Below are 20,535 nucleotides of genomic sequence, written 5' to 3'. Positions count from 1 at the left end.
CAAAGTTGTCGAGCAACTCTCAGTGCAGGTTTCTAGTTCCCCCTGAAGGGAGTGTCCATGTCCACCCTCTCACCACAAGGTCCAAAGATTGCGGAGTCCAAGGCTCCGAAGAAGGACCGCACCCACTGGCTCTACATCGCGGTTATCATTGCCGTTCTCGGAGGTATTGCCTTCGGCCTGATCGCGCCTGATTCTGCGTCGAACATGAAGATCGTCGGCACGATGTTTGTCAGCCTCGTCAAGATGATCATCGCTCCGGTCATTTTCTGCACCATTGTCCTTGGCATTGGATCCGTTCGCGCTGCTGCCTCGGTGGGCAAGGCCGGCGGCATTGCCCTCATCTACTTCATCACGATGTCTACGTTTGCTCTCGCAATCGGCCTCATCGTTGGCAACTTCATCGAGCCAGGCGCGGGCCTAAACATCCAGGCCACCGCGGGCGAAGCTGACAAGTACGTCAAGCAGGCCGAGGAAGGCGCTCACGGCCTTTCCGGTTTCGTGCAGTCCATCGTTCCGGACACCCTGTTCTCGGCGTTCACCTCCGGTTCCGTCCTCCAGGTTCTCTTTGTTGCTCTGCTCTTCGGCTTCGCCGTTCAGTCAATGGGCAAGGCCGGTGAGCCGATCCTGGCTTTCGTGGCCAACCTGCAGAAGGTCACCTTCAAGATCTTGACCATGATCCTCTGGGTTGCCCCGATTGGTGCATTCGGCGCTATCGCTGGCGTCGTCGGCGCCACGGGCTTCGAGGCAGTCAAGTCTCTGGCAGTGCTCATGCTGGCCTTCTATATCACCTGCTTCCTCTTCGTTTTCGGTGTTCTCGGCCTAATTGCCCGCCTGCTCGGTGGCATCAGCATGTGGAAGCTGTGTAAGTACCTGGGGCGTGAGTTCCTTCTCATCGTCGCGACCTCGTCCTCTGAGTCTGCTCTGCCGAACCTCATGCGCAAGATGGAGCACCTGGGCGTCGCCAAGCCAACCGTGGGCATCGTCGTTCCGACGGGCTACTCCTTCAACCTGGACGGCACCGCTATCTACCTGACCATGGCGTCCATCTTCATCTCTGACGCCATGAATATGCCAATGCAGCTCGGTGAGCAGATCGGTCTGCTGGTCTTCATGATCATCGCTTCCAAGGGTGCCGCGGGAGTCTCCGGTGCTGGCCTGGCTACGCTGGCTGCGGGTCTGCAGTCCCACCGCTCTGAGCTTCTCGACGGCGTGGGTGTCATCGTTGGTATCGACCGCTTCATGTCTGAGGCTCGTGCGCTGACCAACTTTGCGGGCAACGCTCTCGCCACCATTCTTGTTGGCCGCTGGACCAACTCCATCGATATGCCACGCGTGCGCGAGGTGCTCAATGGCAATCTTCCTTACGTGGAAACCGCGGACGACGCTGATGTTGACCTCTCCAACCCAACCGTGGAGAATCCGGCGACCGCGCATCTGCAGCCAACTCCGCAGCTCGATATCGACAATTACCAGAAGGGCTCTGGCGCGCTCCAGTAGTGCGAACACTTAAGCTTCAATAAATGACCGGAATATTTCCGGTCATTTTTGCTTTAAAAGTGATCTGCCATGCTAGTTTTTCTCCAAGTGTTCTATCTCATATTCCACTGGAGGAAATATATGCGAAAGCTTTATGGCGTTTTGGCTGCCGGCGCCCTCGCCTTTGGTCTTGTTGCCTGCGGCAGCGATGCAGGCGATGCGGCTAGCGACGCCAACTATGTCACCGTGCTCGGCACCGAGCCGCAGCAGGGACTCATTCCGGCCATGACCAACGAGAACGGCGGCGGCCGCGTGGTCGATATGCTTTACTCCGGCCTTATCTACTACGACGCAGAGGGCAAAGTCCACAACGAGATGGCCGAGTCCATCGAGCAAGAAGGGGACAAGACCTACAAGGTCACCCTCAAGCCGGACCTGAAGTTCTCCGACGGATCCCCGGTTACTTCCGCAACCTTCGTAGACACCTGGAACTATGCCGTGGCCAACGAGCAACTCAACGAGAGCTTCTTTTCTTCCATTAAGGGCTATGAGTCAGGCGTCAAGGAGATGGAAGGTCTCAAGGTCATCGACGATCGCACCTTCACCATCGAACTGACCCAGCCGGAGTCCGACTTCCCGACTCGCCTGGGGTACAACGCCTACTTCCCGCTTCCCAAGGCCGGGCTCGACGACCCAGAAGGCTTCGGCGAGAACCCCGTCTCTAATGGCCCATACAAGTTTGTCTCGTGGGACCACAACCAAAGCCTCATCGTCGAGCCGAACCCGGAGTACGGCGGCGAGCGCACCCCGCAGAACGAAGGTATCCAATACACCTTCTACAACGACACCGATGCGGCGTACATGGACCTGTTGGCCAACAACCTGGACGTCCTCGAGGCGATTCCTTCCTCGGCCTTCGGCAACTACGAGTGACCTAGCTGAGCGCAGCGAGACCAAGCCAGCGGCGACCTACCTCGAGATGTCCATCAATGAAGAGACCCCGCACTTCAAGGGTGAAGAGGGTGTTCTGCGCCGCCAGGCTATCTCCATGTCCATCAACCGTGCTGAAATCGCCGAGTCCATCTTCAAGGGCACTCGCACCCCGGCCCGCGACTTCACCTCGCCGGTCTTGGACGGCTACGACGACGATTTGCCGGGTTCCTCCAACCTTGACTACAACCCAGAAAAGGCGAAGCAGCTGTGGAAGAAGGCCGACGAGAAGTACGGCAAGTTTGAAGGTCAGTTCCCGATCAACTACAACACCGACGGCGACAATAAGGATTGGGCCGACGCCGTAGCGAACAACATCAGCAACACCTTAGGCATCGAGTCCGTGGGAAGCCCGTTCCCCGACTTCAAGTCCTTCCGCGACGCTTATCGCAAGGAGCGCATGGACGGCGCCTACCGCACTGCGTGGCTGGCCGACTACCCATCCATGGGCAACTTCCTCGGCCCGAACTTCACTAGCGACGTCGCCTCCAACGACGCTAAGTACTCCAACCCAGATTTCGACGAGCTCATCGTGAAGGCCAACGGCGCCAAGAGCTCTGAAGAGGCTGCCAAGCTCTACAACCAGGCCCAGGAGCTGCTGCTGCGCGACCTGCCTGCCATCCCGCTGTTCTACCCGAATGTTGTTGGTGGCTGGTCGCAGAACGTCGATAACGTCGAGTTTAGCTGGAAGTCCCTGCCGGTCTACTACGCCATTACTAAGAAGTAGCGCTACAGCTCAACGCGAGGCATAAAACACGGATAAAGTACGGAGTCATGACCTCCGTACTTTTTCTTTGCAACAGCAACCGCGGCAAGTCCCAGATGGCTGCCGCTCTGGCCAAGCAGCACGCGCCCGAGTGGGACGTGTATTCCGCAGGCGTCCAGGTGTTAGAGCCAGGCATTGCCGGCGACATTAACCACGAGGCAGCGGAATCGCTTGCCGCGGTCGGTGCCGACATGGCGCAGGGCACTCCGAAGCCTGTGGACCCTGAGCTCGCCTCACAGGTCGAGCACGTCATCGTGGTAGGTGGCGCAGACTACGACGGTCCCGCTGAGCGCTGGGATATCGAAGACCCGTCCCTGCGCGGCGTCGAGGGCACCCAGCGCATGAACGAGCTGCGCGACGACATCGACTCCCGCGTGCAGGAACTCATCGCGAGAGTCAACAAGCAGGCTTAACGCGGGCCTGCCTCGGGGGGGGGAGCTTAGCCCCTGAACAGGTACCACTGCACGGAGTTCGACGGCAAGTGGAGCTCCGTGTAGTTGCCCTGCGAGTGAATCCAGCGCGGCAGATCGTTGCCTGCTCCTTGGTAGACGGCGTCGTCAGTGTTGAGGATCATCTCCCACGCGCCGTCGCGCGGCAGCCACAGGTTATAGTTGGGCACCGAGCTGCCTGAGAAGTTGCACACCGCCAACAGCGCGGAGCCATCCGTGCCGTAGCGGACGTAGCCCAACATGTTGTTGTTCGAGTCGTCAGACTTGACCCATTGGAACCCTTCAGGTGCAAAGTCCTGCGACCACAGCGCCGGGGTGTCCTTGTACACCGCATTGATATCGCGCACCAAGCGCTTGATGCCGTGGTGCCACTCGTTGCCCCAGCCCTCCAGGTTGGACCAGTCAACCGAGTTGGACTCGTTCCACTCCGTGGTTTGGCCGAACTCCTGGCCCATGAAAAGCAAGTTCTTGCCAGGGTGGGAGAACATGTAGCCATAGAGCGCGCGCAGGCCGGCGGCCTTGTTCCAGTCATCGCCCGGCATGCGGGTCCAGAGCGAGCCCTTGCCGTGGACAACTTCGTCGTGGCTAAACGGCAGCACGTATCGCTCCGAGTAGGCGTAAATCATGGAGAAGGTCAGCTCACCATGGTGGTACTGGCGGTGGATGGGCTCGTGCTTGAAGTACTCCAAGGTGTCATTCATCCAACCCATGTTCCACTTCAGGGAGAAGCCCAGACCGCCCTGATCCGTCGGTGCAGTAACGCCTGGCCAGGAGGTGGACTCCTCAGCGATGGTCAAGACACCAGGATGGACGCGATTCAGCGTGGCGTTGGTCTCCTGCAGGAACTGGACCGCCTCCAGGTACTCGCGGCCACCGTACTGGTTGGGAAGCCACTCGTCGCGGGAGTAGTCCAGGTAGAGCATAGAAGCCACCGCGTCGACGCGCAGGCCGTCAATGTGGAACTCCTCCGCCCAGTACAAAGCGTTGGCCACTAGGAAGTTGCGTACCTCGTTGCGGCCAAAGTCGAAGACGTAGGTGCCCCAGTCGGACTGCTCGCCGCGGCGCGGGTCCGGGTGCTCGTAGAGAGCCTGGCCATCGAAACGTCCCAGGGCGAAGTCATCCTTAGGGAAGTGCGCCGGGACCCAGTCGACGATGACGCCGATGCCGGCGCCGTGGAGGGCGTCGACAAGCGCGCGCAAGTCGTCCGGAGTACCCCAACGCGCGGAAGGGGAATAGTAGCCCGACACCTGGTAGCCCCAGGAACCGCCGAATGGGTGCTCGGCAACAGGGAGCAGCTCGACATGAGTGAAGCCATGCTCCTGCAGGTACGGGATGAGCTCTTCGCGCAGGGAGTTGTAATTGGAACCAATCTTCCAGGAACCCACGTGCAGCTCATAGACGCTCATTGGCACGTTAAGGTCACCATTGCGCTGCTCTAACCACGCAGCGTCGTTCCACTCGTAGCGATTAGCGGAGACCACCGAGGCAGTCTCCGGCGGGGCAATAGTGCGCTTGGCTAGCGGGTCCGCCTTATCGATACGGCGGCCGTCCCTGGTCTGGATGGCGAACTTGTAGTGCTCGCCCTCGCTAATGCCTGGGATGAAGACCTCCCAAACACCAGTTGAACCCAAGCTGCGCATCGGGTACTGGGTGGGATTCCAACCACAGAAGTCGCCTATTACCGCAACGCCTTCAGCGTTCGGCGCCCACACGGCAAAGGCCACGCCGTCGACGGTGCCCAGGTCCGTGTCGTAGCTCTTCAGGTTCGCGCCCAACACATCCCACAGGCGCTCGTGGCGGCCCTCGGAAATCAGGTGCAGGTCCAGCGTGCCCAAGGTGGGCAGGAAGTGATAGCCGTCGGCGACGTCGACAGGCGTCTGTCCCGGGTAGGTAACGCGCAGGCGGTAGTCCTGTTCCTGAGGCAGGGTTGCTTCCCACAAGTCGTGGCCCACCGGGGACATGTCTACAGCGCCGGCCGCGGTAACCAACTGGACTGCCTCAGCGCCAGGGCGGCGGGTGCGGACGAGACCTTCATGCCAGCCATAAAAGGCATGCGGCGCGTGGTGACGGCAATTATTAAGGCGGGAAAGGTCTGGTTCCGGAATGGTCATGTGTCCAAGTTACCTAACTGTGTGAGGGTGCGGGGCTGGTTATGAAAGGCGTTATGCGCGGTAATCGTCAACGTCACGCCAGGCAAGGCGGTTCAACGAATGGGAGTCTGCCTGTGGGAGGACGAACACGTGGGCCACATCGCGCATCGGTTCGAGGCGCACGAAGTTGCGGTTGGACCAGTTATAAGCCGCGCCAGTGATCGCATCGTGCACGGTGTAGACGTCGCCGTCTGCGCGGCCGATGGCCTCCATGTCCACGGTCACGGTGGCCTCCTGGGCATTGCGCGGGTCTAGGTTCACCACGGCGAGAACTACGTTGCCGGTGGCTGGGTCCGCCTTTGAGTAGGCGATGATGCTCTCGTTATCCGCATTGTGGAACTTGAGGTTGCGCAGCTGCTGCAGGGCCGGGTTCTCGCGGCGAATCAGATTCAGCAGGCGGATGTAAGCCTCAAGCGACGCCCCCTTCTTCAGCGCTGCCTGGAAGTCGCGCGGGCGCAGCTCGTACTTTTCGGAATCCAAGTACTCTTCACTACCCGGCGCAACAGCCTCGTGCTCGTAGAGCTCATAGCCGGAGTAGACGCCCCACAGCGGCGACAAGGTGGCCGCGAGAACCGCGCGGATGGCGAACATTGCGCGGCCGCCGGTCTGTAGGGACTCGTGCAGGATGTCCGGGGTATTCACGAACAAGTTCGGGCGGCAGATATCAGCCTGTTCGACGTGCATCTTGGCAAACTCCGTCAACTCGTACTTGGAGGTCTGCCAGGTGAAGTAGGTATAAGACTGAGTAAAGCCTGCCTTGGCCAGCCCAAACAGGCGCGGTGCGCGGGTGAAGGCCTCAGCCAAGAAGATGACCTCAGGATGGGTTACGTGGACCTTGGAGATGAGCCAGTTCCAGAAGTTTGCTGGCTTCGTGTGCGGGTTATCTACGCGGAAGGTGGTCACACCCGCATCGACCCACAGCATGACCACGCGGAAAATTTCGTTGTAGATGCCGTTAGGATCATTATCGAAGTTGAGCGGGTAGATGTCCTGGTACTTCTTTGGTGGGTTTTCCGCGTAGGCGATGGTGCCGTCCGGCAGCACCGTGAAAAACTCCGGATTGGTTTGCGCCCATGGGTGATCCGGCGAAGCCTGAAGGGCCAAGTCCAAGGCCACCTCGAGACCCAGCTCCTTTGCGCGGGCCACCAGCTCCTTGAAGTCTTCCATCGTGCCCAGCTGCGGGTGCGTGGCGGAGTGGTCTTGAATAGCCCACGGGGAGCCGACGTCGCCTGGCTCTGCTACCACGGAGTTGTTCTTACCCTTGCGGTGTACCTCGCCAATCGGGTGAATCGGCGGGAAGTAGACGGTATCGAAGCCCATATCCGCGACGCGTTCCAAAGCCTTCTGCGTGGTTTTGAACGTGCCATGCACCGGCTGGCCGTTCTCGTCCCAACCGCCCGTGGAGCGAGGGAACAGCTCGTACCAAGAGTTGAATAACGCTTCGCGACGCTCAACTAATACCTCGTGGATTTCGCCCTCTACGAGGAGATCGCGCAGCGGGTGGGTGTGCAAAAGCTTCGTAGTCTCTTCAGACAGCGCCAGTTGCACTCGCTCGGCGGGGTCCAAGGATTCGTCGCTCAGCGCACGGGCGGCGTCGATAAGCAGCGCTGCCTTATCCGTTGGGGACTGAAGGGATGCACGCTCGAAGAGCTCCGTGCCGTGGAGCAAGTCATTGGACAGTTCCTGCGCTGACTGGCCGGCCTCCATCTTCTTGGTAATAGCGTTACGCCACGTCGCCATCGGATCTGACCACGCGTCTACACGGAAGAACCAGCGGCCGGGGGTCGCCGGAGTAAACACGCCATGCACTCGGTCGGGATTGACGGAATCGAAGTCCATCGTCACGGAAGAAACCGCGGGGGAGTCCGAGTTCCACACCGACAACGTTGCGGCGACTGCGTCGTGGCCCTCCCGCCACACCAGCGCAGTTACTGGAATTACCTCGTCCACCACTGCTTTAGAGGGGACAGAACCGGACAAGCTTGGGCGAACGTCATCGATAGCAAGGCGTGTAGTCATGCCCTTAAGATTAATGCAGCTGTGTCACTTTCACCGGCCAACAGAAATATCCGCCACAATGGAACCTGTGAATCAAACAAACCCAGTGAATCCAGTGAACCCAGCTCCCGAGCCAGAGACTGACGAAGACTGGCTCATCGACTTCCGCGGCGTCGAACTGCGACGTGGCGGCAATACCCTGGTGGGCCCAGTTGACTGGCAAGTAGAACTCGACGAGCGATGGGTCATCATCGGCCCCAACGGCGCCGGCAAGACCAGCCTCGTGCGCATGGCCTCCGCGGAAGAGTTCCCCTCCAGCGGTACTGCCTTCCTTATGGGCGAGCGCATTGGCAAGACCGACATGCGCGATCTCCGCGCCGCCATCGGCATCTCCTCAGCTGCCGTGCAACATCGCATCCCCGATAACGAGCGCGTCGATGACCTCGTTATCTCCGCAGGCTACGCAGTGCTCGGCCGCTGGCGCGAGGAATATCAAGACATGGACTTCTCTCGCGCTTATGAAATTCTCGAACAAGTGGGCGCTAGCCGCCTTGCGGAGCGCACTTGGGGCACCCTGTCGGAAGGGGAGAAGAAACGCGTCATCTTGGCGCGTGCCTTGATGTCGAACCCCGAATTACTCATCCTCGACGAGCCCTCCGCAGGCATGGACTTAGGAGGTCGGGAAGACCTAGTGGGATATCTGGGAGGCTTAGCTCTCGACCCTGATGCGCCTGCAATCGTCATGATTACTCACCACGTAGAAGAAATCCCTTTCGGATTTACGCATGCGATGATCCTCGATGAGGGTAAGGTCGTGGCCAAGGGCCTCATTAACTCGGTCCTCACCTCCGCGAACCTCACGCAGGCATTCCACCAGCCGATCCAAGTGGATCGCATCGGTGATCGGTACTTCGCCCGCCGCCTACGCTAAACGGAAAGATGCATGACCCAGCCCATCCATGACCGCCTTGACGCGATCGACCATAACGAAACCACCGGGTTCAATGGTGGACGCTTGGCGGCGACTGTCTTGCTTCTTAGAGACGGCGGAGAAGGGCTCGAGGTATGGATTCAGGAGCGCGTGTCCACCATGCGCAACTATCCAGGGCACGCGGTGTTCCCGGGCGGGGGAGTCGACCCACGTGACTTCCCGCCCCGTATGTGGGACTCAGGCGATCTGTGGACAGGCCGCTCCGTTATCTCCCTGGCACGGCGCATGGGAGTAACCAAGTACAAAGCACATGCCTTGGTGTTTGCAGCGATCCGCGAACTGTTCGAGGAATCCGGCACGCTGCTCGCCATTCGCGACGACGGCATTGTCTCCGACGCATCGCGTTATCACCGCGAGCGCGTCCTCCTCGAATCCCATGACATCTCTTTTACCGAGTTTCTCAGCAACAACGGCATGCGCGCCGATTCCGACATGCTCCGCCCGTGGTCCCGTTGGGCAGGCGAAGACGGGGGACAGTGGTTCGACACCTTCTTTTTCATTGGGGTACTGCCCGAGGGCCAGGAGCCGGACGGTCACACCATGGAGGCCGACGACGCCGGTTGGTTTCCACCGCAGCTCGTCCTCGACGGTTGGCGCGCCGGGCTGGTGCGCCTTGCGCTGCCCACGTGGGCACAGATGCTGCGGCTATCCAGCTATTCCACGGTGCAAGAAGCGCTTGACGACGCCTCCTTCTCCGACCTTCGCCCCATCATCGGCGATCCCAAAGACGACCCGCGCTACCGCGAGTACTTTACGACTGTCCCAGTAGACAGAATATGAGTTATACCCTCGCTGAGGTCGATTTCCTCACCCAGCATCTGCCCGAAATCGCGGGCCTAAACCTTGAGTTCAGCAAAGCCTCGCAGCTGAGCGACGTCGCCAAGCTCCAGCAGCTCTACGGTGAGAACTATCGCTGCGTGGCCGAACTGATCAAAGCCCGGCGCAGCGGCAAGCTACCAGCCGACTGGCTCATGGATTCCGACTCTGCGCAGCAGGCCACGCCTTTGGTGCTGGCGCAGTACCGACGCCGCTTTCTGCAAGGCCTGGGCGTGGAACTTGTCCACGATGTCACCTGTTCCATCGGCACCGAAGGGCACGCCTGGAACAAGGGCACCTACATCGGCTCCGACCTGGATGCTTCCCGCATCAAAATGGCCCAGCACAACGTGGCCCACCCCTTCTTCCGCGCCGATGCGCTGACCCAAACCTCCACTGCACGGGTACTCATCGCTGACCCCGCGCGCCGCAAGGACGGCAAGCGGATCACCGATCCCGCCAAGCTTTTGCCGCCTCTGCCGGACCTAGTTGCTGCGCACAGTGCTGACAGTTCGCGCATTGCGCACAGTGCCGAGCTGGCCGTGAAGTGCGCGCCCGGCCTCGACTTCTCGCAGTGGCCGGGACTGGTCTCTGTGGCCAGCGTGAACGGCAACGTCAAGGAAGCGTGTCTCTATACCCCGGGCTTGGCCACCGGCCGCCAGGCTGTGTTGCTCAAAGACGGCACGGAAGACACTGAAGGCGCTGAAGGTACTGAAGGCGCCGCAGACATCCTCGACAGCAACGACTTTGACGAGGACAACCTGCCCGAGGCCGGCGACATCGGCAGCTACATCATCGACCCCGATGGCGCCGTGGTCCGCGCGGGTCTGGTGCGCCACTACGCGGCCCGGGAGGGCCTGCACCAGCTCGATCCGCGTATCGCGTACCTCACCGGGGAACGCATCCCGGCAGGCACGTCCGGATTTCCATTCATTGAGGCCGTGCCCGTCAAGCGGCTTAAGGCTGCGCTGCAGGCACACGGCGCGGGCTCGCTCGAAATACTGGTCCGCGGTCTAAACGTCGATCCGGATCAGCTGCGCAAGAAGCTCAAGCTCAAGGGCAAACGTTCCATGGCGATTGTGATGACACGCATTGGCACGCAGGGAATCGCGTTGCTGTGCGGACCGCGAGTAGTATCGTCCGAGGATAATTACGCAACATAAATCTATCGGAAAGGGAAGTGTCCAATGCCCGCAATCGTGGCTCTGGTCAAACACGTACCGGATACCTGGTCCACCAAGTCCCTCGAGGAAGACCACACCCTCGACCGCACCAGCGTCGACAACGTCATCGACGAGATTAACGAGTACTCCGTTGAGCAGGCCCTGCGCCTGAAGGAGGCTAACCCCGAGTTCAAGGTCGTAGCACTAACCATGGGTCCAGCCGCCGCCGATGAGGCGCTGCGCAAGGCTCTTGCCATGGGCGCGGACGAGGCAGTGCACGTGCTTGATGACGCCCTCTCCGGCGCCGACGCGCTGTCCACCGCATGGACCCTGAACGCGGCCATCAACACTATTGAGGACGTGCAGGTTATTACCCTCGGCAACTCCTCTTCGGACGCATCCACCGGCCTGCTCGCAGGTCTGCTCGCCGAGTACCGCCAGCTGCCTGCGCTTACCGATCTGAAGTCCCTGAGCCTAGATGGCGGCGTCCTGCGCGGCGTCCGCGAGGACGCCCACGGTCACTGGAAGCTCGAGGCGCCTGTGCCTGCGATCGTCTCCTTCACCGACAAGGCCGACAAACCGCGTTTCCCCAACTTCAAGGGCCTCATGGCCGCGAAGAAGGCAGAGGTTAGCACCCTCGACGTCGCCAAGCTCGGCATCGATGCCGTGGCTCCGACCACCACCGTTACGGCCTCTGCTCAGCGCCCAGCCCGTACCGCCGGCGAGGTCATTATCGAGCCGAACCCACAAGAAGCCGCCAAGCAGATCGCTGACTTCCTCGCCGCGAAGAACCTTATCTAGGAGAATAAATGTCTCACGTATACGTACTTGTAGAACACGAAGATAACGTCCTGAGCCCTGTCACCGGCGAGCTCATTACCGCCGCTCGTGCCCTGGGCACCGTTTCTGCGGTCGTCGTCGGCAAGCAAGCCGATGCCTTCGATTCCGAGCTCGCAGCACTGGGTGCCGCCCAGATCGTCCAGGCGACCGCCGAGGACTACGACAAGCGCATCATTCTGCCCGAGGTGGATGCCCTGCACGCCCTCGCCGCCGCGAACCCAGCCCCAATCGTGCTGGCAGCCACCCCGACCAACAACGAGATCGCCGGCCGCCTTTCTGCGCGTTTGGCGTCTGGCGCCTTGGTCAACGTCGACGGCATCAACGCCGATGGTTCCGCACACCTGACCATCTTCGGCGGCTCCTACGAGACCACCGCCACCGCAGCCGGGGCCACCCCGATTTACACTCTGCGCCCAGGCGCCGTGACCGTTGATCCGCAGCCGGCTGCCGTCGCTCCCGCACCGATGCCGCTGCCCGCCGCCACCGCGAAGGACGTCACCGTTGCTTCTTTCACCCCGCACGAGAAGTCGGCTCGCCCAGAGCTGACCGCAGCGAAGGTCGTCGTCTCCGGCGGCCGCGGCGTTGAAGACAACTTCTCCACCATCGTGGAGCCGCTGGCTGACGCCCTCGGCGGCGCCGTCGGCGCCACCCGCGACGCTGTTGACCAGGGCTTCTACGACCCAGCACATCAAGTAGGCCAGACTGGCGTCACCGTGTCACCCGATCTCTACATCGCCCTCGGAATCTCCGGCGCCATCCAGCACACTTCCGGTATGCAGACCTCCGGCACCATCGTCGTGGTCAACCAGGACCAGGACGAGCCCTTTTTCCAGATCGCCGACCTCGGCGTCGTGGGCGACGTGCACGAGATCGCCCCGGCACTCGTTGCTGAGTTGGAGTCCCGCAAGTAATGTCTCGCTACTTCGACTACGCGGCCACCCAACCCATGCGCCAGGTGGCCATCGATGCTTGGGTTGCCGCCTCCGGGGCCGTTAACTCGGGAGCCCAGTATGCCTCTGGCAGGCGCGCTCGCTCCGTGCTTGACGACGCCCGCGAGAAAGTCGCCGAGCTCCTTGGCTGCGAACCCATCGAAGTGATCTTCACTTCTTCTGGAACTGAAGCAGACAACATCGCTATCCAGGGCCTTTACAAGGCTGGCAACACGAACCGCGTCATCTCGACGCCCATCGAGCATCCCGCTGTCCGCGACACCGTCGCACAGTTGAAGGGCGCGCAGGTGGATCTGCTGCCTGTCGACAGACACTCCCACGTCAGCGACCTCTCGCTGCTGGATACCCCGGCCGACGTCGCCACTTGCATGTGGGCCAACAACGAGACCGGTGCTATCCAGCCCATCGCTGAGTTCGCGGCGCGCGCGCAAGCTGCCGGGACGCCCGTTCACGTGGATGCGGTCCAGGTGGCAGGTAAGTTGCCCATTAACTTCCACGAGCTGGGGCTGACCACTCTGGCTGCGAGCGCCCACAAGTTCGGCGGCCCGCGCGGCATCGGACTCCTGCTGGCCAAGCGCAGCCCGGCCCCGCAGCCCATCGCCTATGGCGGCGGCCAGGAACGTGGAATCCGCCCTGGCACAGTCGACGTCGCCAGTGCCTCGGCTCTAGCCGCAGCTCTCGAGGAGTCCATCGCCGAGATTCCTTCCGAGTCCCAGCGCGTGGGCCAGCTTCGCGACGCCCTCCGCGCAGGCATCGTATCCAGCATTGACAACGTGGTGCTCAACTCCTCCGAGCCGATGCTTCCTTCGCACCTGCACGTTTCTTTCCCCGGAACTGATGGCGACAGCCTCATCATGCTGCTCGACTCGTTGGGCATCGAGGCGTCGACAGGCAGTGCATGCCATTCCGGCGTGAATCGCATGTCACACGTGCTGGAAGCAATGAATGTTTCCGAGGCCGATGGAATTGGTTCGCTACGCTTTACCCTCGGACGCAACACCACCCAAGAGGACGTTGACTTCGTGCTCCAGGAGCTGCCCGCAGTGGTAGCGCGTGCCCGCAGCGTTTAGGTAGCGATTCAGTACCAACCTCGCAGCCTTCTCACAGCGTATTCAGCCAGCGCAGGACTAGTGTTTAGGAGTGAATTTTTTCCTAGACCTTCCGCTGGCTGATCCTGTTAATGGCATCATTTACGTGGTCATCCTCGTGGGCGCAGTTGGCTTGATTGCATGGACCCGCAAGATAAAGCCGGTCTTGTTCGCCGTTGCTGCCGCGATCATCGCGTGGCTTTTCCTTCGGCACTGGGACGTTCCCGTCTACATTCTGATCGCGGGTGCCATTGCTATCGCTGCGTTGCTTCGCAAACCTAAGACTTCGACCGTGATCGCTGGGCTGTTGTCCTTGATCGCACTGGCCGGTTTGGTGAATTTGGAGTACCAAACGTACCCGACCGTCGGTTCCCTCGACCCTAGGCCCGTGGCCCAAGAGATCTCACCTTGGCAGTTGCCTACCTACAAGGGCCAAGGCGCTGCGACGGTGCATTTGAACCTGCAAGGGGAGAAGTCAGGCTTTAAGGCGCGGGAGGCCATCGCTTACCTGCCACCTGCTTATTTCCGCGGACAACGACTGCCAGTGATGGTGCTTCTCCACGGCAACCCGGGTGGACCTGAACAATGGTTTGGTTCAGGAGGCGCCGCGCAGACCGCGGACCAGTTCCAAGCAGCAAACGGAGGAGTCTCGCCAATCGTTATCGCGGTGGATGCGACTGGCTCGGAAACTGGAAATCCCGTATGCGCCGACTCTGCCCGTGCCAAGGTCATGACCTATCTCTCGCAGGACGTGCCCGCTGCAATCAAAAAGCAGCTGCGCGTAGACGAGGATCAGTCGCACTGGTCACTTGCAGGCTTGTCCTATGGCGGTACGTGTTCGCTGCAAGTGGCCACGAACCATCCCGCAAGTTACGGCAGTTACATGGACTTTTCCGGTCAAGCTGAGCCCACCCTGGGCAATCACTCGGACACCGTGACGAAGCTCTTCGAAGGCGACGAGCGCGCCTTCCAAGCACAAAATCCTGCGCACCTGCTTCAGAACAAGAAATATCCCAATCTTGCGGTGGCGTTCATTTCCGGCGATAAGGATAAAGATGCCCAGAGCGCGCAGAACGATCTCGCCGAGATGCTCCGGCAGGCAGGCGCTAAGAGCTACGTTGCCACGCTGCCCGGCGGCCATTCCTTCGGGGTTTGGCGGCCCGCGCTTAGACAAACCTTCGCGTGGGCTGCAGCCCGCGGAGGAATCCAAGTAGAACGAGACCCATTCGACGGAATTAAGGAATCCGATGTCCACGCTTAAGAAGCTCAAGTTCTTCCCAGTTACCGCAGCTCTTATCGCGGTGATGTGGGCTTTGCATCTGCTTGACTACGAATGGGTCGTCACCTCTGGGTTGAGTACCGTCACCATTGGTGGCTCGATAGTCGTGACCTTCTTTGCGCTCGTCTTTGGCATCCCCACAGAAAAGGTTTTGGGCAGCAAGAAATACTTCGTCGTTGGCCTTCTGGCACAAATGGTTTCGGCACCGCTCGCTCTTGTTATTGCCCGTGGAATTGAGATCACCGGCTTGAATCGATGGGGCGACGACTTGCTCCACAACTTCTTGTTTACGCCGGTTGGCTGGATCTTTGGCGCAGCCATGTATGCCTCAGCGATTATGCCCCGCCTGTGGAAGCGCCGCTTCCGAGTACTTATCATGGTGCTGGCCTTGACCAACGTCTTTTACGCCGGCTCTCTTGCAGATGTGCTTGGCCTTACCGCGGCCCTGCTTGGTCTTTTCTTGGGCATGTGGAGGCATCCTCAATCGCGTGCGACGCCCTCACTTCGCGAGCGGCGCGTCCTCGTTGCCCTGATTTTGGGCGCGGTTGCCATCAGCCCCGTCCTCGTGGCAATCAATCCCACCGCCGAAGGGCCCTTTTCTGACCTCACCCGACTCATGTGGGGGCCTGTGCTTTCCGACGTCTCCGTCGAAGTTCTGTGCACACTCGATTCCACGTCCGCTGCGTGCATCTCGTCAGCTGACATTGCTCGCATGCATGGCTTTGGGCCCATGTTGGCCAACCTGATGCCGCTTCTTCTTCAGCTTGTATTGTGCTTTGGCTTGGTGCGCGGCCGGCGTGTTGCTTGGTCTCTTTCCTTGGTCGTCCAGCTCGCGTCCTTGGGCTTCCTCCTGATTCAGCTTTGGGATCTTGACCAAGATGGCTTCTTTTTGTATAGGGTTAATCTGTTTGAAGCGCTGCTTCCTTGGCTGTTCTGCATTGCTGTGTTGCTCTACTCGCACAAGCTTTTTAGCGTTCACGAATCCCCGCGCATGCTTAAGAAATACGCGGGCATCCTGGCCATTGTGGCTGCTTCCTGTTCGGCTGCGTGGCTGCTCGGAACGCTGCTGGTTAAGTCGGCGTTTGTAGGCGGGGCGTCGTTAAGCACTGCTCTTGCTGAGTGGCCGTTGCGATTCCTTCCTGCAGTGATCACACTGGTCGCTCCACACGAGCTGATCCCCGCCAGCGGTTTCGGCTGGTTCCTTTACGAATGGGTGGGCAACGTATGGTGGCTCGCAGTGATTTGGGCCCTGTGGCGCTGCTTTTCCGCCCCTTCGGATCCTCAGCAGGAGGCCGACCGTGTCAAGGCGCGCGAAATCCTGGAACGACGTTCTGGCGACCACCTCTCTTTCATGACTTTGTGGCAGGGCAACCGATATTTCTTCGAGCGAGATTCCTACGTGGCCTACCGTGCTTCCAACGGAATTGCCCTGACTCTGGGCGGACCGGTCGGCGACGATATTTCGCGTGAGTTTGAAGACTTTGTCAGGACCGAAGGCATGACACCGGCGTGGTATTCCGTGAATGCTGACTTTGCTAATAACCACCCAGATTTTAAGCGTCTCGAGGTCGCCGAGGAAGCGGTGCTGAGCTGTGAGAACACCGAATTTAAGGGTAAGAAATTCCAGAACATCCGCACCGCGCGTAACAAGGCGGCGAAGGAAGGCGTCACAACTGTCTGGACCACTTGGGACGAACTCGACGTCGGTGTGGCATCCGCCCTCGTGGCACTGAGTGAGGAATGGGTGAGCGAGAAAGCGCTCCCAGAGATGGGGTTCACCTTGGGTGGTATCGAAGAAATGAAGGTGGCTGGCACGCGGCTCCTCCTAGCAATTGGTGATGATGGCATGATTCATGGCATGACCAGCTGGATGCCGGTCCGCCGTGATGGGCAACTTGCGGGGTATACGCTCGACGTGATGCGCCGCAATGATCAGGGGTTTAAGGGCGTGATGGAACTGCTCATCTCGGAGGCGCTTGTGATTGCGGCTGGAGAAGGCTGCGAGTGGATTTCGCTTTCTGGTGCGCCGTTGGCAGGATCAGCCGAGAAGCCATCCACACTTGATACTTTGCTCGCCAAAATAGGAGAGCAGATGGAACCTCTCTATGGATTCCGTTCTCTGGCTGCCAGTAAGAGGAAGTTTCAGCCTGAAGAGCACAAGTGGTTCCTTTGCTACGAGGACGAGCTATCGCTTCCTTCGATCGGTCTGGCAGTTGTTCACGCATACCTGCCCAACTTGAAAGCATCCGAGGCGCTTAACGCTCTTCGTCTTTCAAACAGTTAGCTCGGGCCTCCCTTCTTCTTGCTGCCACGGCCTCCATGAAAGTTCGCAACCAGTTGCGTTTCTTCGGAGCGAGGGGGCCTTCGGCTCGGGAGAATTCGTAGTGGCCATCGTCGAAGAGCCAGATGATGTCATTGGTTTCTTCGTCCATGATGTACCAGACGCGGCCGTCGGTCTTGAGGTTGTGGTGAGGCTGGCATAGGCTCACCAAATTCGATGCTGTGGTTTGGCCTCCGTCTGCGAAGTTTATGCGGTGGTCCATCTGGCATTCCCAGGCTGGGCGGTCACAACCAGGGATGCGGCAGGTGAGGTCGCGCCCTTCGACGTACGCACGGATCGTGGCCGGTGTGGTGTAACTGCTGCTTACCGCGGTCTCGGCCTTTTCCATGTCACGAACGACAGTGGGTTCCAGTGTGTCCGCTACCTCAGCGGATACCCAGCCGACGTCTTGAATGAACGCAGGCGCATCCTTGAGGTCGCTAGCGCGGTACATGTTGAGGATGACTGTGGCTTGGGAATTAGCTTCTCCGCGAATGAGTTTTTCGAGGGCCTCGGCCGGAGTGATCTCTAGCTTTTCGGCGGTGTCTTTGATGTGTTTGTCTAGTTCGAATGCTGTGGCGGCGTCGTATTCGGCGCTGATGGCCTCTCGGCCGCCCGGTACTGGGTAGGTGGAGTAGGAATCATTTCGCTTTTCCTCTTCCTTTGATTCTGGCTCGATGTTGTCATCAAGCAGGCGGAGGAGGTCGTAGATGAATTTGGTGATGGCGCGGTTGGATGGAAGACCCTGCCGCGGCTTAGTGGGAGTGAAAAACTCGCACAACGCCGCGTCAATTTGCTCGAGAGCTTCCGGTGAAGGCGCGCCGAGTTTGTTGAGAGCGAGGTCGATGGCAGTGAGCCTGGATATGTCGAGGAAGTATGACTCATGTTGCAACGCAAGCAATTGAGGCAATTCGTGGATGCGGTATAGAGCGAAGAGAATCTTCTTTGTTTGGTAGGTACCGCGGCCTGTTGTGGTGGCCAGATTTTGGATAACAAGTTCGATATCTGCGTCGTGCTCTGGAATACATTTGGCCCAGAGCTCAAACTCAAGCTTTCTTACTTCCCTGGCGGCAGTGGCTACAGGGCATGAGGTGTCATTGACCAGGTAGTATCCGTTCATTCCCCCAGGCCCCCGCCGTTAGAATATCTGTTTGCATGTTCATGCCCCTCATTCTAAACATGCACGGAGTTAAACTCAAGGGAAAATCGAAAATGTGTACGAAAGAAGTGAAAGAGGTAAAAGTGGAAAAATATTATAAAAGATACGCGTGTTAATAAAGGGATAATTGGGTTTGTCTCGGTACAGTTACGCGCATGACTTCAAATAAGGGAATGCGCAAGGCCATCGTTGCTGTTGTTGGATCCGTTGCTCTAGCTATCGCAGGAACGATGACCGCCGGCGCTTGGACCTCGAGTGCCCCTTCGGGAATTGACATCGCAGCACACCAGCATCCAGGTGGAGCGCTGATTAATTGGAGTGACGTCAAGACTGACGGTCAGTCCTTCGCCTTCGTCAAGGCAAGTGAGGGCAGCGACTGGACAAACTCTTATTTTGTTGCTGATGCCAACGCAGCCTCTGCTGCGGGCCTCAAGGTTGGTGCTTATCACTACGCGCGCCCGGCGTCGTCAGCTTCAGCGCAGGCTGCCCACTTTGCGGCGCAGCTGGCGCTCGTGCCAGGTCAGACCCTGCCTCCTGTTCTTGACATTGAGGTAGACGAGGGCTTGTCACCGGTGCAACTAGCCAATTGGATTCGCCAATTCACCACCGAACTGCGCGCGCTTACCGGCCGTACCCCGATGATCTACACCTACAAGTACTTCTGGATGGGGCAGATGGGTAACACCAAGGAATTCTCCGATATGCCGCTCTGGCTCGCCGCATACCAGGATAAGGCCCCGGAACCAGTGGGCGGCTGGGACAAGATCTCCTTCTGGCAACGTTCCGGCTCCGGCCGCGTTAACGGCATTACCGGTCCGGTGGACATGAACCTGTTTAACGGTAGCGAGGGGCAGCTCGAGTCCTTCAGCAACGGCAACTACCTCGACATCGGCGGAATCCTTGAGGGCCTTGTGCTCGGCGACGACGCACCAGACCTCAGCTCCAACAGTGGTCCGCTGATCGGAGCCATCCTCGCGTTGGCGGCAGGCATTATCGCGACGCCGCAGCTTGTCGACGCCGCCGAGCAGGCAGGTCTTGGCGGGAACGCTGCGGGCGTGTTCACGGACTTCGTCAAGCAGCTCACCCAGAATGGAACGCTGCCTATCGATGACCTCGTAGAAATGGCAACTGGCGACTTCACAGTCGGCGACTTGGCCATCCTTCTGGACAACGCGGGCCATATCGCTACGAAAAACGGCGTCAATCCAGACCAAGTAGAGCAGGCACAGGAAGCAGTTAATCAGCTCGCGCAGTAGCGCCCTGCATGTGCTTTTTGGTCCACTTCTCGTCTTTGTAATGGGCGGGGACAGCGCCACCTAACAGCAACTTTGCCAGTTGTGCGGCTGCAACGGAGCCCGCAGCTGGCATTTCGCGATCAGAGCCCAAGAGGATGATGTTGCCGTAACGCCTGCCTTTGAGCATTGGTGGATCGGCAATAACGGAGATGTGTTCAAAGACCTGCGACATTCCCTGCAGCTCAGCTTTGGCGATAGACAAGTCGTGGTGATCGCCGCAGTTAGCTACGTAGAGGCCTCCGGGAGCGAGGGCGTCGTGAGCCGCACGGAAGAATTCAACCGTGGTGAGGGGATATGGCGTCGTGTCGCCTGCAAAGACGTCACGGATGATGACGTCGCGGCTGGCAGGGACGAAACTGTCTGTAACCGCGCGGGCCTCGCCGGCGCGAATCTTGACGGTGGGCGAGCGGGGGACGTCGAAAAGCGTACGCACAAGCTCGCCCAGCTTTGCATCGAGCTCGACCACTGTGTGCCGTGATTTGGGCCAGATACTGGCGAAATAGCGGGGAAGGGAGCAGCCCGCGCCGCCCAAGTGGGTCATGCGCAGCGAAGCTGGATCGACTGGCAGAAGCGTTTCTACCGCCGCGGCAATCCACCGCATGTACTCGAACTCGAGGACTTCCGGGGAACCAATCACGATGTGGCTCGATGGCACACCATTGACCATGAGGATGTAACCATTGTCGTGATATTCGTCTGCGAGTACCTCAGCCGTGCCTGTGGAAATCTCGTAAGTGCCAACCAACTCATCCGTTTTGCGCATGTCTTTAAGCCTAGGGAATGTAGGAGCTGCGATTGTCGTTGG

The 20,535-nt window shown here is 59.6% G+C and carries 15 protein-coding genes and 1 pseudogene; 12 read left to right on the top strand and 4 right to left on the bottom strand.

What is annotated here, in order from left to right; genetic code table 11:
* Positions 1-57: 57 nt before the first annotated feature.
* From I6I72_RS01390 to I6I72_RS01380, 3 genes and pseudogenes are all read left to right on the top strand, one after another.
* On the top strand, positions 58-1,497 hold the full coding sequence (locus I6I72_RS01390) for a cation:dicarboxylate symporter family transporter (RefSeq protein WP_201807322.1): 1,440 nt from the start codon (positions 58-60) through the stop codon (positions 1,495-1,497).
* A 120-nt stretch (positions 1,498-1,617) separates the two neighbouring features.
* A pseudogene (locus I6I72_RS01385) lies at positions 1,618-3,193 on the top strand (peptide ABC transporter substrate-binding protein).
* A gap of 47 nt (positions 3,194-3,240) precedes the next feature.
* Positions 3,241-3,645 (top strand): arsenate-mycothiol transferase ArsC, encoded by a 405-nt coding sequence (locus tag I6I72_RS01380; protein WP_049063757.1) that lies wholly within the window; start codon positions 3,241-3,243, stop codon positions 3,643-3,645.
* Between the two features lie 26 nt (positions 3,646-3,671).
* Here I6I72_RS01380 and glgB read toward each other — a convergent pair whose 3' ends face one another.
* Both glgB and I6I72_RS01370 read right to left on the bottom strand, forming a co-directional pair.
* Entirely contained in the window at positions 3,672-5,792 is a 2,121-nt protein-coding gene (gene glgB / locus I6I72_RS01375) for a 1,4-alpha-glucan branching protein GlgB (RefSeq protein ID WP_049063755.1), read from the bottom strand.
* A 51-nt stretch (positions 5,793-5,843) separates the two neighbouring features.
* Positions 5,844-7,850, bottom strand: a complete 2,007-nt coding sequence (locus I6I72_RS01370; protein WP_201807319.1) for a maltotransferase domain-containing protein — start codon at positions 7,848-7,850, stop codon at positions 5,844-5,846.
* Between the two features lie 58 nt (positions 7,851-7,908).
* Here I6I72_RS01370 and I6I72_RS01365 point away from each other — a divergent pair, with 58 nt between their 5' ends.
* The 8 genes from I6I72_RS01365 to I6I72_RS01330 all read left to right on the top strand — a co-directional run bounded on the left by I6I72_RS01365 (position 7,909) and on the right by I6I72_RS01330 (position 17,240).
* Positions 7,909-8,760 (top strand): ABC transporter ATP-binding protein, encoded by an 852-nt coding sequence (locus tag I6I72_RS01365; RefSeq protein ID WP_049063752.1) that lies wholly within the window; start codon positions 7,909-7,911, stop codon positions 8,758-8,760.
* A 12-nt stretch (positions 8,761-8,772) separates the two neighbouring features.
* Complete coding sequence (locus I6I72_RS01360; protein ID WP_049160238.1) at positions 8,773-9,600, top strand: NUDIX hydrolase; 828 nt, start codon at positions 8,773-8,775, stop codon at positions 9,598-9,600.
* Positions 9,597-10,799, top strand: a complete 1,203-nt coding sequence (locus tag I6I72_RS01355) for a THUMP-like domain-containing protein (protein ID WP_049160236.1) — start codon at positions 9,597-9,599, stop codon at positions 10,797-10,799. Before I6I72_RS01360 ends, I6I72_RS01355 begins: the two co-directional genes overlap by 4 nt.
* Positions 10,800-10,823: 24 nt before the next feature.
* A complete protein-coding gene (locus tag I6I72_RS01350) occupies positions 10,824-11,600 on the top strand; it encodes an electron transfer flavoprotein subunit beta/FixA family protein (RefSeq protein ID WP_049160234.1) in 777 nt (258 codons plus the stop codon).
* A gap of 8 nt (positions 11,601-11,608) precedes the next feature.
* On the top strand, positions 11,609-12,550 hold the full coding sequence (locus I6I72_RS01345; RefSeq protein WP_046645552.1) for an electron transfer flavoprotein subunit alpha/FixB family protein: 942 nt from the start codon (positions 11,609-11,611) through the stop codon (positions 12,548-12,550).
* Entirely contained in the window at positions 12,550-13,659 is a 1,110-nt protein-coding gene (locus I6I72_RS01340; RefSeq protein WP_046645553.1) for a cysteine desulfurase family protein, read from the top strand. Before I6I72_RS01345 ends, I6I72_RS01340 begins: the two co-directional genes overlap by 1 nt.
* Before the next feature lie 70 nt (positions 13,660-13,729).
* Entirely contained in the window at positions 13,730-14,938 is a 1,209-nt protein-coding gene (locus tag I6I72_RS01335) for an alpha/beta hydrolase (RefSeq protein ID WP_005532093.1), read from the top strand.
* Positions 14,925-17,240, top strand: coding sequence for a bifunctional lysylphosphatidylglycerol flippase/synthetase MprF (locus tag I6I72_RS01330; RefSeq protein WP_201807317.1), 2,316 nt, complete (start codon positions 14,925-14,927; stop codon positions 17,238-17,240). Before I6I72_RS01335 ends, I6I72_RS01330 begins: the two co-directional genes overlap by 14 nt.
* On the opposite strand, the gene I6I72_RS01325 is transcribed toward I6I72_RS01330, so the two are convergent.
* Positions 17,212-18,396, bottom strand: coding sequence for an HNH endonuclease signature motif containing protein (locus I6I72_RS01325; protein ID WP_049063742.1), 1,185 nt, complete (start codon positions 18,394-18,396; stop codon positions 17,212-17,214). The genes I6I72_RS01330 and I6I72_RS01325 overlap by 29 nt on opposite strands.
* Positions 18,397-18,590: 194 nt before the next feature.
* Between I6I72_RS01325 and I6I72_RS01320 the strand changes: the two genes are divergently transcribed.
* Positions 18,591-19,691, top strand: a complete 1,101-nt coding sequence (locus tag I6I72_RS01320; RefSeq protein WP_049063740.1) for a glycoside hydrolase family 25 protein — start codon at positions 18,591-18,593, stop codon at positions 19,689-19,691.
* Here the strand turns inward: I6I72_RS01320 and I6I72_RS01315 are convergent.
* Positions 19,672-20,493, bottom strand: a complete 822-nt coding sequence (locus tag I6I72_RS01315) for a spermidine synthase (RefSeq protein WP_049063737.1) — start codon at positions 20,491-20,493, stop codon at positions 19,672-19,674. The two genes, I6I72_RS01320 and I6I72_RS01315, sit on opposite strands and share 20 nt — an antisense overlap.
* Between the last annotated feature and the right edge of the window lie 42 nt (positions 20,494-20,535).

It is taken from the genome of Corynebacterium striatum, assembly GCF_016728105.1.
In the GTDB taxonomy this organism is placed as follows: Bacteria; Actinomycetota; Actinomycetes; order Mycobacteriales; family Mycobacteriaceae; genus Corynebacterium; species Corynebacterium striatum.
The sequence above is the reverse complement of the archived record's forward strand: the minus strand, read 5'-3'. Positions and strand labels throughout refer to the sequence as shown.

Coding starts and splice junctions, on each gene's coding strand:
- I6I72_RS01390 (WP_201807322.1), top strand. CDS start 58: ATGTCCACCCTCTCACCACAAGGTCCAAAGATTGCGGAGTCCAAGGCT.
- I6I72_RS01380 (WP_049063757.1), top strand. CDS start 3,241: ATGACCTCCGTACTTTTTCTTTGCAACAGCAACCGCGGCAAGTCCCAG.
- glgB (WP_049063755.1), bottom strand. CDS start 5,792: ATGACCATTCCGGAACCAGACCTTTCCCGCCTTAATAATTGCCGTCAC.
- I6I72_RS01370 (WP_201807319.1), bottom strand. CDS start 7,850: ATGACTACACGCCTTGCTATCGATGACGTTCGCCCAAGCTTGTCCGGT.
- I6I72_RS01365 (WP_049063752.1), top strand. CDS start 7,909: ATGGAACCTGTGAATCAAACAAACCCAGTGAATCCAGTGAACCCAGCT.
- I6I72_RS01360 (WP_049160238.1), top strand. CDS start 8,773: ATGACCCAGCCCATCCATGACCGCCTTGACGCGATCGACCATAACGAA.
- I6I72_RS01355 (WP_049160236.1), top strand. CDS start 9,597: ATGAGTTATACCCTCGCTGAGGTCGATTTCCTCACCCAGCATCTGCCC.
- I6I72_RS01350 (WP_049160234.1), top strand. CDS start 10,824: ATGCCCGCAATCGTGGCTCTGGTCAAACACGTACCGGATACCTGGTCC.
- I6I72_RS01345 (WP_046645552.1), top strand. CDS start 11,609: ATGTCTCACGTATACGTACTTGTAGAACACGAAGATAACGTCCTGAGC.
- I6I72_RS01340 (WP_046645553.1), top strand. CDS start 12,550: ATGTCTCGCTACTTCGACTACGCGGCCACCCAACCCATGCGCCAGGTG.
- I6I72_RS01330 (WP_201807317.1), top strand. CDS start 14,925: ATGTCCACGCTTAAGAAGCTCAAGTTCTTCCCAGTTACCGCAGCTCTT.
- I6I72_RS01325 (WP_049063742.1), bottom strand. CDS start 18,396: ATGAACGGATACTACCTGGTCAATGACACCTCATGCCCTGTAGCCACT.
- I6I72_RS01320 (WP_049063740.1), top strand. CDS start 18,591: ATGACTTCAAATAAGGGAATGCGCAAGGCCATCGTTGCTGTTGTTGGA.
- I6I72_RS01315 (WP_049063737.1), bottom strand. CDS start 20,493: ATGCGCAAAACGGATGAGTTGGTTGGCACTTACGAGATTTCCACAGGC.